Annotated in this window: 14 protein-coding genes, 1 tRNA gene and 1 pseudogene; 8 read left to right on the top strand and 8 right to left on the bottom strand. The window is 37.1% G+C overall.

All coding sequences use genetic code 11. The features are described from left to right. Nucleotides 1–35: 35 nt before the first annotated feature. Both ACNQGH_RS10990 and rocD read right to left on the bottom strand, forming a co-directional pair. Entirely contained in the window at nucleotides 36–1,016 is a 981-nt protein-coding gene (locus ACNQGH_RS10990) for an arginase (RefSeq protein ID WP_417956052.1), read from the bottom strand. After that, a complete protein-coding gene (gene rocD / locus ACNQGH_RS10985) occupies nucleotides 1,003–2,253 on the bottom strand; it encodes an ornithine--oxo-acid transaminase (protein ID WP_417956051.1) in 1,251 nt (416 codons plus the stop codon). The genes ACNQGH_RS10990 and rocD overlap by 14 nt, the downstream gene beginning before the upstream one ends. Nucleotides 2,254–2,487: 234 nt before the next feature. Between rocD and ACNQGH_RS10980 the strand changes: the two genes are divergently transcribed. The 4 genes from ACNQGH_RS10980 to ACNQGH_RS10965 all read left to right on the top strand — a co-directional run bounded on the left by ACNQGH_RS10980 (nucleotide 2,488) and on the right by ACNQGH_RS10965 (nucleotide 5,916). Then, on the top strand, nucleotides 2,488–2,940 hold the full coding sequence (locus tag ACNQGH_RS10980; RefSeq protein WP_417956050.1) for an Lrp/AsnC family transcriptional regulator: 453 nt from the start codon (nucleotides 2,488–2,490) through the stop codon (nucleotides 2,938–2,940). Nucleotides 2,941–3,038: 98 nt separating this feature from the next. Beyond that, a complete protein-coding gene (locus ACNQGH_RS10975) occupies nucleotides 3,039–3,812 on the top strand; it encodes a dienelactone hydrolase family protein (protein ID WP_417956049.1) in 774 nt (257 codons plus the stop codon). A 32-nt stretch (nucleotides 3,813–3,844) separates the two neighbouring features. Next, nucleotides 3,845–4,894 (top strand): DUF3667 domain-containing protein, encoded by a 1,050-nt coding sequence (locus ACNQGH_RS10970; RefSeq protein WP_417956048.1) that lies wholly within the window; start codon nucleotides 3,845–3,847, stop codon nucleotides 4,892–4,894. 5 nt (nucleotides 4,895–4,899) lie between these two features. After that, a complete protein-coding gene (locus ACNQGH_RS10965) occupies nucleotides 4,900–5,916 on the top strand; it encodes a M28 family peptidase (protein ID WP_417956047.1) in 1,017 nt (338 codons plus the stop codon). 256 nt (nucleotides 5,917–6,172) lie between these two features. Here the strand turns inward: ACNQGH_RS10965 and ACNQGH_RS10960 are convergent, their stop codons facing one another. The 6 genes from ACNQGH_RS10960 to ACNQGH_RS10935 form a co-directional block, all read right to left on the bottom strand. Then, nucleotides 6,173–7,030, bottom strand: coding sequence for a sulfurtransferase (locus tag ACNQGH_RS10960; protein WP_417956046.1), 858 nt, complete (start codon nucleotides 7,028–7,030; stop codon nucleotides 6,173–6,175). Nucleotides 7,031–7,306: 276 nt separating this feature from the next. Continuing rightward, nucleotides 7,307–8,503: a PAS domain-containing sensor histidine kinase gene (locus tag ACNQGH_RS10955; RefSeq protein WP_417956045.1), complete on the bottom strand. Its 1,197-nt coding sequence runs from the start codon at nucleotides 8,501–8,503 to the stop codon at nucleotides 7,307–7,309. 417 nt (nucleotides 8,504–8,920) lie between these two features. Beyond that, nucleotides 8,921–8,994 (bottom strand) — tRNA-His (locus ACNQGH_RS10950). A 75-nt stretch (nucleotides 8,995–9,069) separates the two neighbouring features. Further along, nucleotides 9,070–9,786, bottom strand: coding sequence for a bacillithiol biosynthesis deacetylase BshB1 (gene bshB1 / locus ACNQGH_RS10945; RefSeq protein WP_417956044.1), 717 nt, complete (start codon nucleotides 9,784–9,786; stop codon nucleotides 9,070–9,072). Between the two features lie 17 nt (nucleotides 9,787–9,803). Beyond that, nucleotides 9,804–10,880 (bottom strand): chorismate-binding protein, encoded by a 1,077-nt coding sequence (locus tag ACNQGH_RS10940; protein WP_417956043.1) that lies wholly within the window; start codon nucleotides 10,878–10,880, stop codon nucleotides 9,804–9,806. Further along, entirely contained in the window at nucleotides 10,880–11,317 is a 438-nt protein-coding gene (locus ACNQGH_RS10935; RefSeq protein WP_417956042.1) for a PaaI family thioesterase, read from the bottom strand. Before ACNQGH_RS10935 ends, ACNQGH_RS10940 begins: the two co-directional genes overlap by 1 nt. A gap of 139 nt (nucleotides 11,318–11,456) precedes the next feature. Here ACNQGH_RS10935 and ACNQGH_RS10930 point away from each other — a divergent pair, with 139 nt between their 5' ends. From ACNQGH_RS10930 to purL, 4 genes and pseudogenes are all read left to right on the top strand, one after another. Beyond that, the gene (locus tag ACNQGH_RS10930; protein WP_417956041.1) at nucleotides 11,457–12,983 is read left to right on the top strand and encodes a hypothetical protein; all 1,527 of its coding nucleotides are present in this window, start codon (nucleotides 11,457–11,459) and stop codon (nucleotides 12,981–12,983) included. Nucleotides 12,984–13,250: 267 nt separating this feature from the next. Beyond that, nucleotides 13,251–14,753, top strand: a pseudogene (locus ACNQGH_RS10925) (endonuclease); the annotation flags it as partial. Beyond that, nucleotides 14,730–15,809, top strand: a complete 1,080-nt coding sequence (locus ACNQGH_RS10920) for a T9SS type A sorting domain-containing protein (RefSeq protein WP_417956080.1) — start codon at nucleotides 14,730–14,732, stop codon at nucleotides 15,807–15,809. The pseudogene ACNQGH_RS10925 and the gene ACNQGH_RS10920, both read left to right, overlap by 24 nt. A gap of 89 nt (nucleotides 15,810–15,898) precedes the next feature. Then, entirely contained in the window at nucleotides 15,899–19,552 is a 3,654-nt protein-coding gene (gene purL, locus ACNQGH_RS10915; RefSeq protein WP_417956079.1) for a phosphoribosylformylglycinamidine synthase, read from the top strand. Nucleotides 19,553–20,112 lie beyond the last annotated feature (560 nt).

Genomic DNA, 20,112 nt, shown 5'->3' with positions numbered 1-20,112 from the left:
TTATCAGGTTTTCCTTTTCAGCTTATAGCAACCAACTATTCAATAGGCAAAATAAGAGTTGAAGTAACCGCTTCCAAAACTTCAAAAGCCGTTTCCGCCATCTTGTTTCCTTTAGTGTCCAAAAGTGGATTTATTTCGACAAATTCGATGCAAACTACCTTTTTACTTTCGATAATCTGGTTAATGATTGCAATGACTTCGTATTGATCAAACCCTTTTGGCACCGGCGTTCCCGTTCCATAGGAAATCATATCACAATCCATGGAATCCACATCAAAAGAAATATAAAGGATATCACAATTGGTAAGCTCTGCCAAAGCCTCCGTCACACAAGTCTGAAGTCCTCTATATCGCACTTCATGAACCTTATAATTCCTCATATGCAACTTTTCCATCTGCTTGTCTTCGGCTTCTTCGGTATCTCGAACACCAAAATAAATAACGTCTTCAGCCAACACTTTAGCACCTTCACTGCCAATATTCTTCATCTTCTCCCAATGCTGTTGCGTTTCAAGCGGCACATCATTATTCTGACAATTTAAATTATCATCTGCAAGAACTGCCGATAAGGGCATGCCATGAATATTCCCCGAAGGCGATGTATACGGCGAATGCAAATCAGCATGGGCATCAATCCAAATCACTCCTAATGTCTGTTCCGGATAAGCTGTTTTTATACCGCTTATGGTCCCTACTGCCGAGGAATGATCTCCTGATAAAACTATCGGAAAATAATTCTGTTGCAGATTTTTCTTTACAGTGTTACAAACTCTGGTGCACTGCTCCACTACATGTTCAATTCTCTTGGCGGAAGTGCTTCGGTTTTTATCATAAATGGATTCGTTATGTGTTTTCACATCGTCAAACTCAAATTGATTAAAATAGTCGCTGTCCTGATTAATTGCAGCGATTTCGATAGCATCGATACCTAAATCCGAACCTCGGGTTCCTGCACCGATATCAGACCGGTTTTTGATTAATTTTATTGCTTTTTCCATTAAATTACCTGAAATCATTTAATGCTCTTTCGATAATCCCAAGGCACTCGTGAATTTGTGTTTCGGTAATAACTAATGGCGGTGCCAAACGTATTTTATTTCCGTGTGTAGGTTTTGCCAATAAACCATATTCACTGAATTTCATACAAATATTCCAGGCTAAATCAGAGTCTTCATCGCAATTGATAACAATCGCATTTAGCAAGCCTTTACCCCGAACCAATTTAATTAGCGGATTTCTGGATGCAATTTCGTTAAGTCCGGTTCTCAAAACCACCCCTAAGTAGGCCGCATTTTGTGCTAAATTTTCATCACGAACTACTTCAAGGGCTGCAATGGCAACGGCTGCCGCAACTGGATTCCCCCCAAAAGTAGAGCCATGTTGACCTGGTTTGATGACATTCATAACCGGATCATTGGCCAAAACTGCCGAAACCGGATAAACACCACCCGAAATAGCTTTTCCCAAAATTAAAATGTCAGGTTGGACATTTTCATGATGCACGGCCAGCAACTTTCCGGTACGCGCAATTCCTGTTTGTACTTCATCAGCAATAAATAAGGCATTGTATTGCTCACAAAGTACTTTGGCTTTCGCCAGATAGCCATCGGCCGGAACATAGACCCCAGCTTCCCCCTGAATAGGTTCCACTAAGAAACCAGCGATATTTTTAGTCGATTTTAAAGCATTTTCCAATGCTTCAATATCATCATAAGGTATTTTTATAAATCCTGCCGTGAAAGGGCCAAAACTCTTACGCGCATTTTCATCATTCGAAAACGAAATGATTGTAGTCGTTCTTCCGTGGAAATTGTTCTCACAGACAATTATCTGCGCTTGATTCTCTGGAATTCCTTTTACTTCATACGCCCATTTTCTACAAAGTTTCAAAGCTGTTTCTACTGCTTCGGCACCCGTATTCATTGGCAATACCTTATCAAAACCAAAATATTTGGTTACAAATTCCTCATAAGGTCCCAATTGATCGTTATAAAAAGCGCGAGAAGTCAAAGCTAGGGTCTGCGCTTGTTTTACCATTGCTGCAACAATTTTCGGATGACAATGTCCCTGATTTACTGCCGAATAAGCGGACAAGAAATCATAATATTTTTTTCCGTCAACGTCCCAGACATACACGCCTTCTCCTTTTTCTAAAACTACCGGTAAAGGATGATAATTATGAGCGCCATACTTATTTTCTTTTTCTATAAATACTTCAGATTTTGAAGAAAGTGCTTGATGTGACTGTTCCATGACTTATTATTTTTTTTAAACTTTCAAACAAAAATATATAATATTTTTTATTTCACAATAAAAAATGATAATTTTGACTTATTTTTTTGATGTAAAAACAAATAATAACTTTTATTTGTACGAAAATAAGTCATTCTGTAATAAAAATATTTACTTTTCCTTTCGATCAGAGGTGAAATAATAATTACTTTTATAAATGGTAGAAAAACACTTTTTTAATTTAAAATAAATTTCATGGATGCATTAGATGAATTCGATATCAATATTATTAAAGAATTGGAAAAAGATGGTCGTATGGCATTTTCTGCTATTGCCGCTACGCTAAAGATATCCAATACCATGGTTCATCAGCGGGTCAATCGGTTGACCGAGCAAGGAATTCTAGCGGGAATAAAACCCGTTATAAACGAAAAGAAAATTGGGTACGACTGGGCTTCTTTTACGGGCATTACCTTAAATAAAGATCAGGATTCCAACAGAATAATAGAGGAATTAAAGAACATTCCCGAAATCACGGAATGTTATTATGTCACGGGTTCTTTTACGCTTTATATCAAAATAGTAGCCCAGAACCACGAGCACATGAGAAAAATCCTTTATGAGAAAATTGATAACATTCCCGGCATTTCAAAAACCGATTCCATTATAGAACTTGGCTGCGCATTTAAAAGGAACATTACTTTATAACTCAACCAATCATTTTTTGTTATAAAAAAATCAAAAAAAGGATATTTATAGATAAAAACCACAATTTATTTAGATATTTGTGTAAAAAATAAAACTTAATGAAAAATATAGCCTTATTTATTTTAGGAATACTATTATTTTCAAATAGCACTTTTGCACAACTGAAATCAGTAAAATATAGTGATGGTGCTCAGGTTCTGAATGGATTTCAAATTCAGCCAATGAAAAAAAGCCCTCAAAAAACGGGCATTCTAATTCTTCCTGCCTGGAAAGGGATTGATAAGCATGCTAAAAACACTGCAGAGCGTTTGGCTAAGCTTGGATATTATGCCTTTGTAGCAGATATTTATGGTGCTGGAAATTATCCAAAAGACAATGCCGAAGCGGGCCAAAAAGCAGGTTTCTACAAAACAAACTATGCTGCATACCAAAAACGAATTTCATTAGCGTTGCAACAATTAATTAAATCTGGAGCAAATCCTGATAACATTGTCGTAATGGGATATTGTTTTGGCGGAACCGGAGCGCTTGAAGCAGCTCGTGCACATTTGAATGTAAAAGGAGTGGTTTCTTTCCATGGCGGATTAGGAAAAGACGCTTCTCGCCCGGCAGAACCTATAACAGCTAAGGTGTTAGTTTGCCATGGTGCTGACGATCCCTATGAATCGAAAGAAGAAATCGCCTCTTTCCAACAGGAAATGAGAGACACTAAAGCGGACTGGCAAATGGTTTATTATGCTAATGCAGTGCATGCTTTCACAGATCCGGAAGCAGGAAATGACAATTCAAAAGGAGCTGCCTACAATGAAAAAGCAGCCAAACGTTCTTTCGAACATTTCAAGGTTTTCTTGAATGAAGTCTTGAAAAAATAATTATGATTGATTATAATTAAAAAAACGCTTTTATGGGGAAAACCGTTTTACGAAAGGATAAGACATGCCTAAATTGCAGCTATGTCGTAGCAAACAGATTCTGTCCTAATTGCGGGCAGGAAAACACGGATACCCGCAAAACATTCCATCATTTGTTCATTCATTTTTTTGAAGATCTAACGCACTATGAAAATGCTTTTTGGAAAACTATAAAAAATCTTATTTTCAAACCCGCGACTCTAACTAAGGAATATCTTTCGGGAAAACGACTGTCCTATTTAGCACCGGTTCGGCTGTATATTTTCATCAGTTTCATTACGTTTTTCCTTATAACAGTTTTCCCGAATGAAAAATCAGATTTGGTCAAAATCAATAAAAAGGAATCCATAACAAATCCCATAAATGATAGTTTAAAAATACCGGAAAAAGCAAAAGACACAATATTTAATCCTCGTATTGATTCAATAAAAGGAGAAGAAGTCATTAAAAATAACGGGAATGCCAATGGCAAAGTTCCTTTTTTAAATTTTGGCTATAAATCAGTTCGCGAATTAGATTCGATACAACTGCATACTCCAGAATCTGAAAAATTATCGGAATTCAGTTATTTAATCAATCGGAAATTTCAAGAGGTAAAAGACAAAAACAAAGAGGAATTATTTGAAAAATTTAAAGAATCATTCCTTCATAATTTCTCAAAAGTATTATTCATTTACATGCCTCTTTTCGCCTTTTTCTTATGGGTGTTTCATAATAAAAAACGGTGGTATTACTTTGATCATGGTATCTTTACACTACATTATTTTTCATTCTTATTGTCAGTGTTTTTAATACTGTTCCTGGCCACTAAACTATTTTCTTTATTCAGGGATTCTAACGGTATCAGTTTCATTGCCGGAGTGCTTAATTTTGTAGGAATCTCTTGGATGCTGTATTACTTTTTTCCGGCTCATCATCGCTTTTATGGAGAAACACGTTTGGTATCCTTTATAAAAAGTATCCTTTTGTTTTTTATCAATTTCATTATAATCATTATAACACTTACATTATTTGCTATTTACACCTTTATTAATTTACATTAAAAAACATGAAAAAAATAACCCTATTATTAAGTTTGCTGTACGTTTTAAACATAAGCTGCACTACGCAAAAAATGAGCGTTGCTGTTGTAGAACCTACAAAATACATGAATACCATCACTGCCGGTGATTTAAAAACACATCTTTATATTGTCGCTGCAGATTCAATGGAAGGGCGCGAAACGGGATCAGCAGGTCAGAAAAAAGCAGGAGTTTATCTTATCAGTCAATACAAGAAAAACAATATTCCTTTTCCTAAAGGAGCTACCAGTTACTATCAAAAAATTCCGGCAGCTTTCCTGAATGCCAAACGAAATGAAAACTTATCTGATTCCGAAAACATTTGGGCGTACATCGAAGGTTCTGAAAAACCAAATGAAGTTCTGGTCATTTCAGCCCATTACGACCACGTCGGTATCAAAAATGGTGAAGTTTACAATGGTGCGGATGATGATGGTTCCGGAACGGTTGCTTTGTTGGAAATTGCACAAGCATTCGAAAAAGCAAAAAAAGAGGGGCATGGTCCAAAACGCTCCATACTTTTCCTTCACGTTACAGGCGAAGAGCATGGCTTACACGGTTCACGTTTTTACTCGGAAAATCCTTTGTTTCCTATCGCAAATACGATTACAGACATCAACATTGATATGATTGGCCGTCGTGACGAGGCACATGCGAATACCAACAATTATGTATACCTGATTGGCGCGGATCGTTTATCAACTGATTTAGACAACATTTGCACCATAGCAAACGCTAAGTATGTCAAAATGGATTTGGATTATAAATTCAACGACCCTAAAGATCCTAATCATTTTTATGAGCGTTCTGACCATTATAATTTTGCCAAAAATGGAATTCCGGCGGTATTCCTTTTCAATGGCGTACATGCTGATTACCATCAAAAAACGGATGAAGTGGATAAAATAGAATTTGATGCTCTGGCCAAAAGAGCCCAACTTGCTTTTGTAATCGCATGGGAATTGGCTAACAGAGAAAATCGTCCTGTAGTAGATAAAAAATAGATAATGCACCACGGTATATTCCACCAAAAAAGCGAGTCGAATCCCACATTGCAAAAGAAGTTCACTGAACTGCTGTTAATAAATAGACATGAAGTAATCTTTTTTGTGTTTCCAGCAATGACATAAAAAGGGTTTCCACTACTATCCCTTGTGCCTGTACAAAGAGAGCTTTGGATTTTCCTTCAAAGCTCTCTTTTTTTTATGTATTGCAAAACGTCTCGGATTCCTTCCAAGACAATTATAGATCAAGACAGTACTACTTTTTCTTCGAAGTTTCTATAGGTCGATTGTTTCTGGACCACTCGCTCCAAGATCCAACATACAGTTTTGGGATTTCAAGACCTGCATAAGCTATTGCCAAAAGCGTATGGCAGGCCGTTACTCCGGAACCACAATGCACGATAATATTCTCAGCTTTTTTACCCCCAAATTCTTTTAAATAATTATTCTTCAGTTCATCCGGCGATAAGAAAAGCCCATTAGAATCCAAATTAGTGGTAAAAGGAATGTTTATGGCTCCCGGAATATGACCGGCAACTAAATCTATAGGTTCTTTTTCTCCACTGTATCGTTCCTCATCACGAACATCTATAATAAGAAAATCAGTATCTTTTGTTACTTTATCAATTTCTTGGATATCAGCTAAAGGCAACAGCCATTTTTCAATTTTATACGGTGCTTTTTTCAACGTGATTTCTATTTTTGAACTTGTTGGAAACCCTGCTTTAATAGCCTCCTGCCATCCGCCATCTAACACCTGAACTTTGTTATGCCCGGCAGATTTTAACATCCACCAGAAACGTGCTGCTGCATTGGAGGCATTTTTGTCATCATATACCACTACATGACTCTTTGGTGCTATACCGAGATTGGTTAATGTTTCGGAAAATTGTTCAAGCGTAGGCAAAGGATGCCGGCCTCCTAGGGCTACATCCGCATTTATCGTAGCCAGCTGCGTATTTAAATCAACATACAAAGCACCTTCTAAATGTTTTGCTTCATAATTTTCTTTAGCACCACCTCCACTACCGGCATCAATAATAACCAATTCATTGTTTGGAAGCAGGGCAATTAATTCAGCAGGCTTTATAATTGGTGAGATCTCTTGATGCATATTTCTTAGTTTTTAAAATCGTATATTAATTTCTTGTTATTTCACAAGTGCAACCAACCAAATAGTTAAAAAACAAATGATTAACAGCTTTTCGGCTGTGCTAATTTATACTATTATTTACAATCCACAAAACAACAAGTACAACAAAAAACCACAAAGAATAATTGTACCTACAGGAATTCACCCCATAAAAAAAGCCCACTTATGTGGACTTTAAAATTGTCTTTTTCTAGTTTATTAATAGTTGCACTATATTTTAACTTTTAGAATAATAGTTTAAGCATTTTCATCAAACTCAATTTTGTCGGCACTGTCTATTGCGTATAATGGTTTCTCCATCGGTAATGTAAAATAAAAAGAAGAGCCTTCGCCTTCTATACTTTCTACCCATATTTCACCACCATTTTTTTCTAAAAAACCTTTTACTAACAATAATCCTATCCCGGCACCTTTATTTTGAATCCTCGCTTTTGAAAGTATATTCATTTGTGGCGTAAAAAGTTTGTTTTGAATTTCTTTGGACATGCCAATACCGGAGTCCTTTATTTGAACTATTATTTTATCTTCCTTAGTTTTTGCTGAAACTGTAATTTTCCCTCCGGGAAGTGAATGCTTAATGGCATTAGAAACTATATTTTGAATAACGGAGAGCAGCATTTTTCCATCTGCAAAAACACTGGTATTCTCTTTAATTTCATGATGAAGATTTATTGCATTTAATGAAGCAGTATCATTTAAAGTATCAAAGACTTTTTGTACATACTCAACAAGCTCAATTTTTCTGGGAGAAAATACTTCTGCCGCGTATTTTATTCTCGCCCACTCGACTAAGTAGTCTAACATATTCAACTCATCTATTGATGCTTTGTAAAGGAGCTCGAGCATTTCTTTAACTGTATTTGGCTCCATTCTTTCAAAATTTGATTTCAAATATCCTGTAGTGGCAATAATACTGGATAATGGGCTTCTCAAATCATGCGAAAGTATAGCAAGAACACTCTCTTTATGAGTATTTAGATCTTCCAGTTCTTTTACATATTTTTTTATGGCGTCTTCTGATTTCTTTCTTTCCGTTACGTCACGAAGGATCTTAACGTATCCTAACATCTCCCCATCAATTCCAGTGAGCGGAAAAACCAAACCATACGCATAAAATTCACTCTTGTCTTTACAAATGTGCCATCTATTATCTGTTGCTCTTCCCTCTTTTAGCGCAGTTTCAATTTCCTTTTTCGGAATACCATTTTGTATGTCTTCTTCTTTAAAAATTATATCAAAATGCTTTCCTATAATTTCATCCGGTTCATAACCAAAAATTTTTGATGCCCCTGAACTCCAGCTGTTAATTACAAATTCATTATCAAGAGTAAAAATAGAGTAATCTTGTAAACTGTCTATGATCTGGCTATAAAACTCAGCAGTTGGAATATAATTACTTTTAAGAATTTTAGAATCAATTTGCTCGTTTTCCATTTGGTCAATTATAATGATATTTAAAAATTTTGAATGCAAAATAGTATTTGAAAATCAGGTCTGAACGTGCTCAAAGATATACAAAAGGAAGCACGAATAGTGAAAAACAAACAATATTAACCTAATGTAAATGGCTCACAGCGAAACGGTCTGTTCCTAAATTCATTTTCATTTTATGTTTTTCACTAATTGCTTTGTGTCCACTACAAAACCTTTCGCACCAGTTTTCGGTATTTAATTATTCAGAAACATTTCTTTTGATGATTAAATTCTGTATGCCTTCTTCGATTCCACTAATTTACAGGATCCATACTCCCCTCTTTTACAATATTCAGTCCAATAAATAAAACCGGGCAATCCCACGAAAGTTTATTCCACAAAAAAAGCCCCAAATTTCTTCGAGGCTTTTGCATTTTGGGTGGATGACCGGGTTCGAACCGGCGACCCTCGGTACCACAAACCGATGCTCTAACCAGCTGAGCTACAACCACCATTTGCTTAGCGGTGGCAAATATACAACATAAGTTTACTTCTGCAAATAATTTTTTTAAAAAATTACAGCAAAATCATATCAAATCTCCTAAGCTATTGACTGCCAAATATCTTTCAACCGTAAAACCTTCTGCATAATCTACTCCTACAAGCCTTCCTAAATCCTGTGACCGGTAATTCAGGCTCTCAAAAAAGTTCTTACTTGTTATTGGCGATTCCGGTTCTTTCGAATTCGCATCATAAAACTGCGAACGATACGCGAGGATAGATTCGATTTTCTTATCGGTAAAACCTGTGATATTAACTACAAAATCAGGCACTATGTTTTTCCACTGTATATAATGATAAACCAATTTTGGTCGCCAGGCCACTTGATTTTCGCCATTAACTATAGTTTCTATCTTTCTCAATCCCGATAAAAAACAAGCATCAGAAACCAGTTTACTTCCTTTTTGATGATCAATATGACGATCCTCAACTGCATTGCACAATACAATTTCAGGTTGGTATTTGCGAATCATTTTTATGATTTCCAATTGGTGTTTTTCGTCGTTGACAAAAAAACCATCGCGCATTTCCAGATTCTCGCGTACCGAAACGCCCAGAATTTTTGCGGCAGCATTGGCTTCTTGATCTCTAATTTCAGCTGAACCGCGTGTTCCTAATTCACCACGAGTTAAATCAATGATTCCGACGGTTTTTCCTAATGAGATTTCTTTTAAAATGGTTCCTGCGCAACCCAATTCCACATCATCAGGATGGGCACCAAAAGCAAGTATATCTAATTTCATTTATTTATTATTTTCTGTTATTTGTCTTCTGCAATCTGCAACACCTTTTTCATCGTCATCGATTTATTGACACTTTCGCTCCACTCCTTTCCCGGAATACTGTCTTTTGTGATGCCGCAACCCATATACAAATGTGCCTGAGAATCTACAATTTGCATACAACGTAAATTTACAAACAAATTAGAGCTTACTGAATCTGTTGCAAAACTGCTGTTCAACTCCCCTAAAAAACCCGTATAAAAACTCCTGTCGTAATTTTCATTTTCCAAAATAAAAGCTTTGGACTGATCTTTTGGCAAACCACAGACTGCCGGTGTGGGATGCAACAACTCGATTACCTGCTGCAGACTGGAGTTCGAATTCAGTACCCCCCAAATATCCGTTTTTATATGCCAGACGCTTCCCGCTTTGACACTGTAGGGTTTGGTAAGTGAAACTTCCAAAGCAACGCCTTGCAAGACTGAAACTATATAATCCGAAACATATTGCTGTTCTTCTTTCTCTTTTTTATCCCAAACTATCTCCCCTGAGCCGTTATCTTTTTGAGTTCCCGCCAAAGCCATTGTCTCAAATACATTCACATTGGCTTTTAATAATTGCTCGGGTGTAGCACCGAGCCACAGTCCTACTTTTGGATGAAAAAAGCAATACACAAAAGTAGCGGGATACAACTGGACCAACTTTTCGAAGACCGTAACCAAATCAAAATCAACCAAATCAACTGTTTCTTTACGGGACAGGACCACTTTCTTAAATTCATCATTTTCAATGGCTTGAATTCCTTTGGCCACCAATCTTTCATACTTTTTTTTGGCTGCTGCATTTGGTTCCTTACATTCCCCTTCAAGAATGTCAACTTTTTTTTTGTTCCAAATAACGCCAACTATTTCGGAGTGATTTTCAGGAATCAAATAGGTTTGATCGCCATCAAAAGAGGCAAAAACAAAGCCTTTTTCGGTAAAATCTTCCACTTTGTACAATTCGTCATTTTGCTGAAAAAGTCCAATTACCCGATCTGAATTGGGTTTGCAATACAATACAAATGGTAAATTTTGCTCCAGTTGATTTTTGACTTTATCTAAAATTACTTCCATTATTTGTCTTCACTTTTTCTTTTTGGCAAAACCATATTCGTCAATTTACAAAGCGAAATCAAATTATCCTTTTCATCCGTAATTCGTATTTCCCAAAGATGAATGCTTCTCCCCTTGTGTATGATTCTTGCAGTTGCCGTCACGATTCCGTCCCGTTTTGCTTTCAAATGATTTGCCGTTATTTCAATTCCGCGCACTTCACTGTGCTCTGAATTTACATACAACATCGATGCCGCACTTCCCACACTTTCGGCCAAAGCCACCGAAGCGCCTCCATGTAATAATCCCATCGGTTGATGCACCGATGGATTTACCGGCATTGTTGCCACTAAATAGTCTTCCCCTGCATCAGTATATTCGATATTCAGGGTTTGCATCAATGTATTTTTTGAAATTTGATTACAATATTTAAGGATTTTTTCTTTGTCGAATGTCATGTTTTTGGCTTTAAAAATGTAAAATTAAATAAAAGATAAGTTACAAAATAGCAAATGCAATTGTTATTCTAAATTGAATTTTGAAAATCGTTTCCTATCCAAATAAGATTTTCCCTATTTTTACAAAAAAACTATCGAAATGCGTTCCATAACTGTATTGCTTTTTATTGGGATATTGCTGTCCGTCTGCGCTTGTCGTTCTGATTTTGACACAGTAGCCAGCGCAGGCAATTTGACGTTTTCGAAAGATACAATCTACCTGGATACCGTTTTTACGAACATAGGCTCCAGCACCTACCGACTGAAAGTCTACAATCACAGTAAAAATGACATTACTATTCCAACAATAAAATTAGGAAAAGGACTGAGTTCTAAATACAGAATGACAGTCGATGGAATGCCGGGAACCGACGGAAAAATATTCAATAACGTGGATCTTTTAGCCAGAGACAGCTTGTATATTTTTATAGAAACCACTGCTAATATAGCTGATGCCAATCCAACTGACTTTCTATACACCGACCAAATTCAGTTTGATAGTGGTGAAAATTTGCAAAACGTGGCATTGGTAACGCTTATTCAGGATGCGGTTTTTCTATATCCAAAACGCTTTGCTGACGGAACCACAGAAACACTTCCTATAGGCGAAGAAAAAATTGATGGTTTTTATCTCGATGAAAATGATCCTGTAAATGGTAACGAATTGCAGTTTACCAATACAAAACCGTATGTTATTTATGGTTACGCCGCCATTCCTTCGGGAAAAACGGCAACTTTTGACGCAGGTGCCAGGGTTCATTTTCATGCACATTCCGGTCTTATTGTATCCAATAATGCATCCATAAATATTAGCGGAACCATTTCTGCAACAGATAAATTGGAAAAAGAAGTCATTTTTGAAGGCGACAGATTAGAACCCGAATATTCAGATGTTCCCGGTCAATGGGGAGCCATATGGTTAACGAATGGCAGCACGAATAATCACCTGAATCATGCTACTATCAAAAATGGAACTATTGGCCTACTGATTCAAAATAATGACGGTACAACTACAACTATAAAAAATACCCAAATATACAATTCAGCCAACTATGGGATTTTGGCCCAGACCGCAAAAATTAATGGCGAAAATATGGTTATCAACAATGCGGGACAAGCGAGTTTAGCTTGTTTGTATGGCGGAAATTATAAATTTACACATTGTACGTTTAACAACAACTGGAATAGCTCGGAACAAGTGGCTGTTTTAGTGAGCAATTACATTTTGGGAGCAGTTCCTGAAGTGAAAGATTTGACCGCAGCCACATTCAACAATTGTATTATTTACGGGTCGTACGCTAACGAAATGATTTTAAACAAAAAAGCGGGCGCTACTTTTGAATACCAATTCAACAATTGTTTGCTTAAATTTGATATTCTTTCCAATCAATTCAGTACGAATCCAAATTATCAATTTGAAACGGATGCAGTACATTACAAAGCGATTCTTTTAAATAAAGATCCTAAATTCCTGAAAGTTTCCCAAAACAAATTCAATATTGACGAGACTTCCGCCGCTTTCGCTAAAGGAAATTCGGTGTATTTGATTCCATTGGATATTTTAGGAAACACACGAACTTTACCTCCTGATTTAGGAGCGTATCAAAACAAATCGTTCCCTAAATAATTTGATTTCAAAGCAATTTCACTACCATTAATTGTGACAAAATTACGCTTTACTGAATAGCTGACTCAACTGATATCTCAATTTGAGTGTTTTTACATGCCGCCTTTATAGTTAATACAATCATAATTAGCCTCCCAATTAACTTCATATTTTCTTAACACAAACTATTAAAAAAGTTATAAATTTGTACGTATTCAAAAATTTATGATTTGAAAATCATGTTTTTGAACATGTAAACATGCCCCATCCCCAAATCTACTTCAAATTATGAAAAAAATCTACTCTGCACTAGTATTGCTATTCTTCACCGCTGGTTTTGCGCAAATACCAAATGGTTATTATTCAACTGCCACCGGAACTGGGTATACCCTAAAAACACAATTGTACAACATCATCAAAGGTCATATTGACAACGGATATGCGGGTTTATATACAACCTATCAAACTTCTGACATTGATAATTTTTATGAAAATGATGGTTCCGTTTTAGATATGTATTCTGAAAAACCTGCCGGAACTGACCCTTATAATTATTCTCCCGGAACAACACAAAGGTGTGGAACGTATAGTACTGAAGGCGACTGCTACAACAGAGAACACATCATTCCTCAATCCACTTTCGGTTCTTCTGCCCCAATGGTTTCGGACGCACATTTCATAACACCAACCGACGGAAAAGTAAACGGACAACGATCCAATTACCCACACGGTATGGTTGCCTCGCCAACATGGACTTCATTAAACGGCAGTAAACTCGGAGCAAGTACAACTGCAGGTTATTCCGGGACAGTTTTTGAACCGATAGATGAATTTAAAGGAGACATTGCCAGAATGTACTTTTATTTTGCAACGCGCTATGAAACTACAGTCTCCGGATACACTTATGCTATGTTTAACGGAACAAGCAATCAGGTATTTACTACTGCTTTTTTAAATATGCTTTTAGCCTGGAATACACAAGACCCTGTAAGTGCAAGAGAAATTGCTCGTAATAATGCTATTTACGGCACTCAAAATAATAGAAACCCTTACATTGACCATCCTGAATATGTACAGGCAATCTGGAATCCAACTGCTGATACCCAAGCGCCTACTGCTCCTGCAGGTTTAGCGGCAACAGCCACAACATCAAATTCAGTTTCTTTAAGTTGGACCGCTTCAACTGATAATGTCGGCGTAACGGGATACGATGTGTATCTCAACAATATTTTAAAAACAACTGTGACAGGAACAACATCAACTATCAGCGGACTAACAGCTTCAACAGCCTACTCTTTTTATGCAGTTGCTAAAGATGCAGCTGGGAATTCTTCAGGTTCAAGTAACATCGTTAATGCCACAACTGCGGCCGGAACATCAATTACCTATTGCACTTCTCAGGGCAATAGTACTGCAGATGAAAAAATTGGTAAAGTCCTTTTTGGATCTATAAATAATACAACTACCGGAACCGCCGGTTATGAAAATTTCACGGCACTAACTACAGCCACAACATCCGGAACTGCAATTACTATAACAATTACTCCTTCATGGACCAGTACCGTTTATAGTGAAGGGTATGCTGTTTGGATCGACTATAATAAAAATGGGCTTTTCACTGATGCTGGTGAACTCGTCTGGTCTAAAACAGCTTCAACAACAACTCCGGTATCAGGAACAATCACTATACCGACTACCGCTAGTTTAGGAACGACCACAATGAGAGTTTCAATGAAATATAATGCCATCCCAACTTCTTGTGAATCAATACCATATGGCCAGGTAGAAGATTATATTGTAAATATAATCGACGGAACAGCTGACACAAGTGCTCCATCAGCTCCTGCGGCTTTGGCGGCATCAGCAACAACTCAAACTACAACCAATTTATCCTGGACCGTTGCTACAGACAATGTGGGAGTTACCGGATACGACGTGTATCAGGGAACAACAGTATTAGGCACCGTAGCTACCCCCACTTTTAATGTTACCGGATTAACTGCCGCAACAGCGTATTCTTTCTCAGTAAAGGCAAAAGATGCAGCAGGAAATAGTTCAGTTGCAAGTAACACGTTGAATGTGACAACTGCTGCTGCGGGTGGTTCAACTGCAACCGATTTATTATTTTCAGAATATATTGAAGGTTCTTCAAACAATAAAGCGTTGGAGATTTCAAATGCAACTGGTACTGCAATCAGCTTATCTGTATATGTCGTTAAAAAACAAACCAATGGTGCCGGTTCCTGGAGTACAGGATTAAGCTTAACAGGAACTTTGAATAACGGAAGTAAATTCACCATTGTAAATAGTTTAATGGCGTCAAATTGTTATCCCATAAGCTCCGCAAACCTTTCTACATCAGCTGCCGAAATGGCTTTTAATGGAAATGATGCCGTAGGTTTATTCAAAAACGGAGTCCTGATTGACATCATCGGAACTTTTAATGGAGGAACGGCAAACTTTTCAGCCGATGAAACAATTAGAAGAAAATCAACCGTTACCTCGCCAACTATCACATTCAATAAAACAACACAATGGGATTCTTTCGCATCGGATACTTGTAATAATTTAGGAAGTCGTAGGGTCGAAAAATCTATCAAAGAAGCGGTTATTTTAGATTTAAGCGCTATAACGCTATATCCAAATCCAACAAATGGTAATTTCTCCATTAATAATACCGATAAAAAATATTCCATCGAAATTTACTCGATTATCGGTCAGAAAATATTTGAAGAAAAAAACACTACGAAGTCAGCGATTTCCGTTCCAAATATCCCAAAGGGGGCGTATATGGCCCGGGTTACTATCGATTCTAATTCGGTCATAAAAAAATTAATAATCAACTAGTTAAAAAGCGGCAAAATTGCCGCTTTTTTTATTTCAAAATTTAATCTTAATTGACTAAATTTGCACCGCAATACAACAAACTAAAAAACATGATCCATTTCTTTGAAAACCAAAGCAAAACTGTTTTTGCAGTACAAACGCAAAACGAAATTTCGGCTCAAGACATTTCAAAACTCAACTGGCTTTTCGCCAACTCCTATAAAATAGAAAAATCCGTCTTGACGGATTTTTTTGTTGGTCCTCGCGCCACTATGATAACGCCATGGAGCACCAATGCAGTGGAAATTACCCAAAACATGGGGATTTCCGGAATCATCCGAATTGAAGAATTTCACAAAGCAACAGCCGATTTTTCTGATTTTGACCCGATGCTTTCGCAAAAATACGCCGAGTTAAATCAAGATATTTTCACTATCAACGTACTTCCGGAAGCTATTTTAGATATCGAAGATATTGCAGCCTACAATAAAAAAGAAGGATTATCTTTGAGTCCGGAAGAAGTAGGGTATTTGGATAATTTAGCGATTAAATTAGGACGAAAACTAACAGATTCTGAAATTTTTGGTTTCTCACAAGCCAATTCAGAACACTGTCGCCACAAGATTTTCAACGGAACTTTTATAATTGATGGAGAAGAAAAAGAGTCTTCTTTATTCAAATTAATCAAGAAAACATCGCAAGAAAATCCTAACGATATTGTTTCGGCATACAAAGACAACGTTGCTTTTGTAAAAGGACCGCGGGTACAACAATTTGCTCCAAAAAGTGCAGACAAACCTGATTTTTATGAAGTAAAAGAATTTGATTCGGTAATTTCATTAAAAGCAGAAACACATAATTTCCCAACAACGGTAGAGCCTTTCAACGGAGCTGCAACGGGTTCTGGTGGAGAAATTCGTGACCGTTTAGCAGGTGGACAAGGTTCTTTGCCAATGGCGGGAACAGCAGTTTACATGACTTCGTACTCTCGTTTATCAGCAAACAGACCATGGGAAAATGGCATGACCGAACGAAAATGGTTGTATCAAACCCCAATGGATATTTTGATCAAAGCTTCCAACGGAGCTTCTGATTTTGGAAATAAATTTGGACAACCTTTAATTACAGGCTCTATTCTGACTTTCGAACACGAAGAAGACGCTCGCAAACTAGGTTTCGACAAAGTAATTATGCAAGCGGGTGGAATTGGTTACGGAAAATTAGATCAGGCAATTAAGAAAAAACCACAAACAGGTGATAAAATTGTCATCCTTGGCGGGGAAAATTATAGAATCGGAATGGGTGGAGCTGCAGTTTCTTCTGCCGATACCGGAGCTTTTAGTTCAGGAATTGAATTAAATGCGATTCAACGTTCGAACCCGGAAATGCAAAAACGTGCTGCCAATGCCATCCGTGGTTTGGTAGAAAGTGATATCAATCCAATTGTTTCTATTCACGATCACGGAGCCGGCGGACATTTAAACTGTCTTTCGGAATTAGTGGAAGATACCGGTGGATTAATTGATTTAGATAAATTGCCTGTGGGAGACCCTACCCTTTCGGCAAAAGAAATAATTGGCAACGAATCCCAAGAAAGAATGGGATTGGTTATCGGTAAAGAAAACATCGATTTATTGCAAAAAATTGCCGACCGGGAGCGTTCACCAATGTATCAGGTGGGTGACGTAACTGGAGATCACCGTTTTACTTTCGAATCAAAATCAACAGGTGCTAAACCAATGGATTTTGCCTTGGAAGACTTTTTTGGAAGTTCTCCAAAAGTGGTAATGACCGACAAAACAATCGAAAGAAACTACGCTGATTTAGACTATTCGGTAAAAAACATCGCAACTTATTTAGAGCAGGTACTTCAGTTGGAAGCCGTGGCTTGTAAAGACTGGCTGACTAATAAAGTGGACCGTTGTGTAGGTGGTAAAGTTGCCAAGCAACAATGTGCCGGTCCATTGCAGTTGCCATTGAACAATTGTGGTGTGATGGCTTTGGATTATTTAGGAAAAGAAGGAATCGCAACATCGATTGGTCACTCTCCTGTTGCAGCATTAATTGATCCTGTTGCAGGAAGCAGAACTGCCATTGCAGAAGCATTGTCTAACATTGTTTGGGCACCTATTAAAGATGGTCTGGATGGGATTTCCCTTTCGGCCAATTGGATGTGGGCTTGTAAAAACGAAGGTGAAGATGCTCGTTTGTATGCGGCTGTAGAAGGTTGTTCCGATTTCGCAATCGAATTGGGAATCAATATTCCAACAGGAAAAGATTCTCTTTCAATGAAACAAAAATATCCAAATGAAGAAGTAATCGCACCAGGAACAGTGATTATTTCAGCAGGTGGAAATTGTACTGACATTAGAAAAGTAGTGGAACCCGTTTTACAAAAAGATGGCGGTTCTATTTATTATATCAATTTGTCTCAAGATGATTTCAAATTAGGCGGCTCTTCGTTTGCACAAACGTTGAATACTATTGGAAATGAAGTACCAACGATTAAAGACGCTGCATTTTTCAAAAGTGCCTTCAATACGATACAAGAATTAATTATAGATACTAATATCCTTGCAGGACACGATATTGGAAGTGGTGGATTGATTACTACTTTATTGGAAATGTGTTTTGCTGATGTTAATTTAGGAGCTAAAATAGATTTCTCTGTTTTCGAAGAAAAAGACATCATCAAATACCTTTTTGCAGAAAATATTGGAATTGTTTTTCAAGCAAAATCGGATGCTGAAGTTGAATCTAAATTAAAGGCAAATAATGTTTCTTTTTATAAATTGGGAACAGCCACAAATGAAGCGACTTTAGACTTTGGTCCTTGTAAATTAGACATTGCCAAATACAGGGATATTTGGTTTAAGACGTCATTCTTATTAGACCAAAAACAATCTAAAAACGGAACAGCTCAGGCACGTTTCGACAATTACAAAAACCAAGCTTTACGCTATTCTTTTCCAACGCATTTTACAGGGAAAAAACCAGTTATCGACAACTCTAAACCTCGTCCAAAAGCAGCTATTATCCGTGAAAAAGGAAGTAATTCCGAACGTGAAATGGCAAACGCCATGTACTTAGCCGGTTTTGATGTAAAAGACGTTCACATGACCGATTTAATTTCAGGTCGTGAAACTTTGGAAGACATTCAGTTTATCGGAGCTGTTGGCGGATTCTCAAATTCTGATGTTTTAGGATCTGCAAAAGGTTGGGCGGGAGCATTTTTATACAATGAAAAAGCAAAAACAGCTTTAGACAATTTCTTCAAAAGAGACGACACTTTATCTGTTGGAATCTGTAATGGTTGCCAATTGTTTATGGAATTGGAAGTGATTAATGCGGAGCATGAAGTTCACGGAAAAATGCTACATAACGAAAGTAATAAACACGAAAGTATTTTTACGTCGGTAACCGTACAGGAAAACAATTCAGTGATGCTTTCTTCATTAGCAGGAAGCACACTCGGAGTTTGGGTTTCGCATGGCGAAGGAAAATTTGACTTACCAATGGGTGAAGAGAATTATAATATCGTTTCTAAATATGCTTACGAAGGCTATCCGGCTAATCCAAACGGTTCTCATTTTGACGTTGCGATGCTTTGCGACAAAACAGGACGTCACTTGGTTATGATGCCGCATATTGAGCGTTCGACGTTCCAATGGAACTGGGCACATTATCCAAAAGACCGGGACGATGAAGTTTCTCCTTGGCATGAAGCATTTGTTAATGCCAGAAAATGGATGGATAAAATCTAGTTTTTGATTTCCTATTATTAAAGCGTTCCTAAGGAGCGCTTTTTTTATGAGTGGACTTGGATAACTGATGCGCACTGACTTTATATCAGGAAACAAAATTCTGTTTAATACTATCATTTTACAATACTAATTAATGGGTATCAAACTCGTGTACCATTTCGTTGGTCATAGGCGGAAGGTTGGAAAACCCCTATGTACTTGATGCCATTGTGCCAACCTATCAAACTAGTAACAATACTATTAAACAGAATTTATAAATTTCAAAAACAATATATCTGTATCCTCGTTTTACATTATTCCAGCTAATCCCAGGATTTGTGGCTTGTAAAAAAGTTCGTAAAAAGACAAAAATCACAATCACTTTCAAAAACTCCCGTTCAAAAATGAAAGCATAATAATTGGGTATTCTATTGCAAATTTACAACTTAGCTGTATAAAAAACTATAACTTTGGGCTTTAATCAATACCAAAACAATGGCACTGATAAACAAAACCGGAATAATCTAATTCTGGTCAGTGTACAAAATTAACGTCTGCAATTTTATTCTAACTATATGTCT

The sequence above is a fragment of the Flavobacterium kochi genome (assembly GCF_048286715.1).
Taxonomy (GTDB): domain Bacteria; phylum Bacteroidota; class Bacteroidia; order Flavobacteriales; family Flavobacteriaceae; genus Flavobacterium.
Note: the sequence above shows the minus strand (reverse complement) of the source record. Positions and strands in the feature narration are given on the sequence as shown.